This window comes from Sinomonas sp. B1-1, from assembly GCF_050474465.1.
Lineage (GTDB): Bacteria > Actinomycetota > Actinomycetes > Actinomycetales > Micrococcaceae > Sinomonas > Sinomonas flava.
Window position 1 is genome coordinate 1 of record NZ_JBCHVF010000024.1, and the last position, 5,674, is coordinate 5,674.

The 5,674-nt window shown below is 60.8% G+C and carries 3 rRNA genes; all 3 read right to left on the bottom strand.

From position 1 onward, the window contains the following. Window positions 1-53: 53 nt before the first annotated feature. Window positions 54-170 (bottom strand): 5S ribosomal RNA (rrf, locus tag ACQ5BE_RS18870). 185 nt (window positions 171-355) lie between these two features. Continuing rightward, window positions 356-3,500, bottom strand: a 23S ribosomal RNA gene (locus ACQ5BE_RS18875). Window positions 3,501-3,969: 469 nt separating this feature from the next. Further along, window positions 3,970-5,497, bottom strand: a 16S ribosomal RNA gene (locus ACQ5BE_RS18880). Together the 16S, 23S and 5S rRNA genes form the textbook arrangement of a ribosomal RNA operon. Window positions 5,498-5,674: the final 177 nt, after the last annotated feature.

Sequence of the window (5,674 nt, forward strand, 5' to 3'; positions counted from 1 at the left end):
TTAAATGCAGGGAGCCCCCCGGCGGGTGCTGGGGGGCTCGACCTGGTGGTGTTGTCCGGCGGTGTCCTACTCTCCCACACCCTCGCGGGTGCAGTACCATCGGCGCTGTGGGTCTTAGCTTCCGGGTTCGGGATGGGACCGGGCGTTTCCCCCACGCTGTGACCGCCGTAACCCTGTGTCCCGTCCTGCCCCCCGGGTTGGGGGTGGTGGGAAGCTGTGTGGTCACGGTGTTCTTCCGTGCGGTGTATTCGGTTGTGGGTGGTGCCGGGGTTTGTTGTCCGGGGACCGTATGGTGGACGCGTAGCAGTGTTCTCTCCCCCGGGCCGACCGTTGTTGCGGTCGGGGGTGGGGGGTGTGTTTCAGGTTGTCGGCCTATTAGTACCGGTCGGCTTCACGAGTCGTCAGTCCTCGCTTCCACGTCCGGCCTATCAACCCAGTGGTCTGCTGGGGGCCTCTCCCACCTTGCGGTGGATGGAAATCTCATCTTGAAGCGGGCTTCCCGCTTAGATGCCTTCAGCGGTTATCCCATCCGAACGTAGCCAACCAGCCGTGCACCTGGCGGTACAACTGGCACACCAGAGGTTCGTCCGTCCCGGTCCTCTCGTACTGGGGACAGCCCTTCTCAGATTTCCTGCGCGCGCAGCGGATAGGGACCGAACTGTCTCACGACGTTCTAAACCCAGCTCGCGTACCGCTTTAATGGGCGAACAGCCCAACCCTTGGGACCTACTCCAGCCCCAGGATGCGACGAGCCGACATCGAGGTGCCAAACCATGCCGTCGATATGGACTCTTGGGCAAGATCAGCCTGTTATCCCCGAGGTACCTTTTATCCGTTGAGCGACGGCCCTTCCACGAGGTGCCGCCGGATCACTAGTCCCGACTTTCGTCCCTGCTCGAGATGCCTCTCTCACAGTCAAGCCCCCTTGTGCACTTGCACTCGCCACCTGGTTGCCGACCAGGCTGAGGGGACCTTTGGGCGCCTCCGTTACTCTTTGGGAGGCAACCGCCCCAGTTAAACTACCCGTCAGGCACTGTCCCTGACCCGGATCACGGGCCGAGGTTGAGGTGTCCAAAGCGACCAGAGTGGTATTTCAACGATGACTCCACCGGCACTGGCGTGCCCGCTTCACAGTCTCCCACCTATCCTACACAAGCCGCTCCGAACACCAATACCAAACTGTAGTGAAGGTCTCGGGGTCTTTCCGTCCTGCTGCGCGTAACGAGCATCTTTACTCGTAGTGCAATTTCGCCGAGTTCACGGTCGAGACAGCGGGGAAGTCGTTACTCCATTCGTGCAGGTCGGAACTTACCCGACAAGGAATTTCGCTACCTTAGGATGGTTATAGTTACCACCGCCGTTTACTGGGGCTTGAATTCTCCGCTTCGCTCGCGAGAGCTGACGGGTCCTCTTAACCTTCCAGCACCGGGCAGGAGTCAGTCCGTATACATCGTCTTGCGACTTCGCACGGACCTGTGTTTTTAGTAAACAGTCGCTTCCCCCTGGTCTCTGCGACCCCTACCCCCTCGCAGGAGCGTGTCCTGTCCAGGGCCGGGGTCCCCCTTCTCCCGAAGTTACGGGGGCATTTTGCCGAGTTCCTTGACCGTGATTCTCTCGAACGCCTTGGTATTCTCTACCTGATCACCTGTGTCGGTTTGGGGTACGGGCGGCTGGGACCTCGCGTCGATGCTTTTCTCGGCAGCATAGGATCACCCGATCCCCCCGCGAGGGGGTCCCGTCGGATCTCAGGCCTGATGCGCGGCGGATTTGCCGGCCGCGCGCCCTACATCCTTGGACCAGGTCAACCATCGCCTGGCCGGGCTGCCTTCCTGCGTCACACCTGTTAATACGCTTGCCTCGCAGCTCTGGGTCCCGCGCGCCCCCCGCGGTGGGCTCCCCGAAGGGATCCCGGTGCGGGGATTGGGCGGTCAGCATCGGCTGTCCGGCATGGGCGGTCCTTCGCCGGTACGGGAATATCGACCCGTTGTCCATCGACTACGCCTGTCGGCCTCGCCTTAGGTCCCGACTTACCCAGGGCAGATGAGCTTGACCCTGGAACCCTTGATCATCCGGCGGACGGGTTTCCCACCCGTCTTTCGCTACTCATGCCTGCATTCTCACTCGTGCGGCCTCCACCCCTGGATCACTCCGGGGCTTCACTGCCCGCACGACGCTCCCCTACCCAGCCCCACCCCTGAACCACGAAGGCTAGGGTGTTATGGGACTGCCACGGCTTCGGCGGTGTGCTTGAGCCCCGCTACATTGTCGGCGCGGAATCACTTGACCAGTGAGCTATTACGCACTCTTTCAAGGGTGGCTGCTTCTAAGCCAACCTCCTGGTTGTCTGGGCAACTCCACATCCTTTCCCACTTAGCACACGCTTGGGGGCCTTAACCGGTGGTCTGGGCTGTTTCCCTCTCGACTACGAAGCTTATCCCCCGCAGTCTCACTGCTGCGCTCCCACTTGCCGGCATTCGGAGTTTGGCTGACGTCAGTAACCTTGTAGGGCCCATCGGCCATCCAGTAGCTCTACCTCCGGCAAGAAACACGCAACGCTGCACCTAAATGCATTTCGGGGAGAACCAGCTATCACGGAGTTTGATTGGCCTTTCACCCCTACCCACAGCTCATCCCCTCCATTTTCAACTGAAGTGGGTTCGGTCCTCCACGACGTCTTACCGTCGCTTCAACCTGGCCATGGGTAGATCACTCCGCTTCGGGTCTAGACCACGCCACTGAACGCCCTGTTCAGACTCGCTTTCGCTACGGCTCCCCCACACGGGTTAACCTCGCGACATGGCACTAACTCGCAGGCTCATTCTTCAAAAGGCACGCCATCACCAGTACAACGCCCAAGGGCGAAGCCGGCTCTGACGGTTTGTAGGCGCACGGTTTCAGGTACTGTTTCACTCCCCTCCCGGGGTACTTTTCACCTTTCCCTCACGGTACTGGTCCGCTATCGGTCATCGGGTAGTATTCAGGCTTATCAGGTGGTCCTGACAGATTCACACGGGATTCCTCGGGCCCCGTGCTACTCGGGGACACCTGCAAGGGCGGCAGACTGGCGTTCCGGCTACGGGACTCACACCCTCTCCGGCCGGCCGTTCAAGGCCGTTCGCCTACACCACTGCACCACACCCCCGACCGCCGGCAGACAGTCGAAGCAGGACCCCACAACCCCATGCGCGCAACCCCTGCCGGGTATCACACACGCACGGTTTGGCCCCATCCGCGTTCGCTCGCCACTACTGACGGAATCACTGTTGTTTTCTCTTCCTGCGGGTACTGAGATGTTTCACTTCCCCGCGTTCCCCCCACACCGTCTATGCGTTCAACGGCAGGTCACCACACCACCTCGCGGCGCATGGCGGGGTTTCCCCATTCGGACACCCTGGGATCACAGTCCGGTTATCGACTCCCCCAGGCTTATCGCAGATTCCCACGTCCTTCATCGGCTCCCGATGCCAAGGCATCCACCGTGCGCCCTTGGAAACTTGAAACACAAGAAAACCAAGGACACGCACAAGCGCATGTCCTACAAAAAACTCGCAAACAAAATTGCTAGATGCTCGCGTCCACTATACAGTTCTCAAACAACAACCCCCACAACCCGCACCCGTGCCGGCAGGGCCGGCAGGGCACAGGAAGGCGGGCACCACACCCCCCACAGGCACACCCACCCCACAACAGGGGCAGGCGCCGGGCGGGCGGGGACTGCTGTCCCAGGACCCAACAGCGTGCCAAGGACCCCACCCCCCACCCAGGCGGCACCCGCGTTCCAACCCCCCGAAGAGGGGGGCGTACTGGCAGGGCCGCGCCGGCAAGGGGCACGGGCCACGAATCCGATTGATGTTCCACCCACGAGCACCCGCCGCACCACATCCGGGCACGAAACGGGGCTGCTGACCCCCCAGGGCCGGCACGCCATGCGGCCACCGGCACCCACAAAGGGGGCGCAATGCTCCTTAGAAAGGAGGTGATCCAGCCGCACCTTCCGGTACGGCTACCTTGTTACGACTTAGTCCCAATCGCCAGTCCCACCTTCGACGGCTCCCCCCCACAAGGGGTTGGGCCACCGGCTTCGGGTGTTACCGACTTTCGTGACTTGACGGGCGGTGTGTACAAGGCCCGGGAACGTATTCACCGCAGCGTTGCTGATCTGCGATTACTAGCGACTCCGACTTCATGGGGCCGAGTTGCAGACCCCAATCCGAACTGAGACCGGCTTTCTGGGATTGGCTCCACCTCACAGTATCGCAACCCTTTGTACCGGCCATTGTAGCATGCGTGAAGCCCAAGACATAAGGGGCATGATGATTTGACGTCGTCCCCACCTTCCTCCGAGTTGACCCCGGCAGTCTCCCATGAGTCCCCACCCGAAGTGCTGGCAACATGGAACGAGGGTTGCGCTCGTTGCGGGACTTAACCCAACATCTCACGACACGAGCTGACGACAACCATGCACCACCTGTGAACCGGCCCCGAAGGGAAGCCCCATCTCTGGGACGGTCCGGCACATGTCAAGCCTTGGTAAGGTTCTTCGCGTTGCATCGAATTAATCCGCATGCTCCGCCGCTTGTGCGGGCCCCCGTCAATTCCTTTGAGTTTTAGCCTTGCGGCCGTACTCCCCAGGCGGGGCACTTAATGCGTTAGCTGCGGCGCGGAAACCGTGGAATGGCCCCCACACCTAGTGCCCAACGTTTACGGCATGGACTACCAGGGTATCTAATCCTGTTCGCTCCCCATGCTTTCGCTCCTCAGCGTCAGTTACAGCCCAGAGACCTGCCTTCGCCATCGGTGTTCCTCCTGATATCTGCGCATTTCACCGCTACACCAGGAATTCCAGTCTCCCCTACTGCACTCCAGCCTGCCCGTACCCACTGCAGACCCGGGGTTGAGCCCCGGGCTTTCACAGCAGACGCGACAAACCGCCTACGAGCTCTTTACGCCCAATAATTCCGGATAACGCTCGCGCCCTACGTATTACCGCGGCTGCTGGCACGTAGTTAGCCGGCGCTTCTTCCGCAGGTACCCTCACCACCGAAGCGGCTTGTTCCCTGCCGAAAGGGGTTTACAACCCGAAGGCCGTCATCCCCCACGCGGCGTCGCTGCATCAGGCTTGCGCCCATTGTGCAATATTCCCCACTGCTGCCTCCCGTAGGAGTCTGGGCCGTGTCTCAGTCCCAGTGTGGCCGGTCACCCTCTCAGGCCGGCTACCCGTCGTCGCCTTGGTAGGCCATCACCCCACCAACAAGCTGATAGGCCGCGAGCCCATCCAAGACCGCACAAGGCTTTCCACCCCCCACCATGCGGCAAGGGGTCCTATCCGGTATTAGACCCAGTTTCCCAGGCTTATCCCAGAGTCAAGGGCAGGTTGCTCACGTGTTACTCACCCGTTCGCCACTAATCCACCCCCGAAAGGGCTTCATCGTCCGACTTGCATGTGTTAAGCACGCCGCCAGCGTTCATCCTGAGCCAGGATCAAACTCTCCGTCAAAAAACAGAAACAACCAGCCGGAGGAGCGGGAAAACACCCACACCGGCCAGCACAATCCAAAACTGGCATAAAAACCCGGCCACGCACACGGGGGTGCACGCAACCAGGCAATCAACACCATCAAAAAAATGGCATCAACGAACTTGGCACACTATTGAGTTCTCAAACAACAGGCCC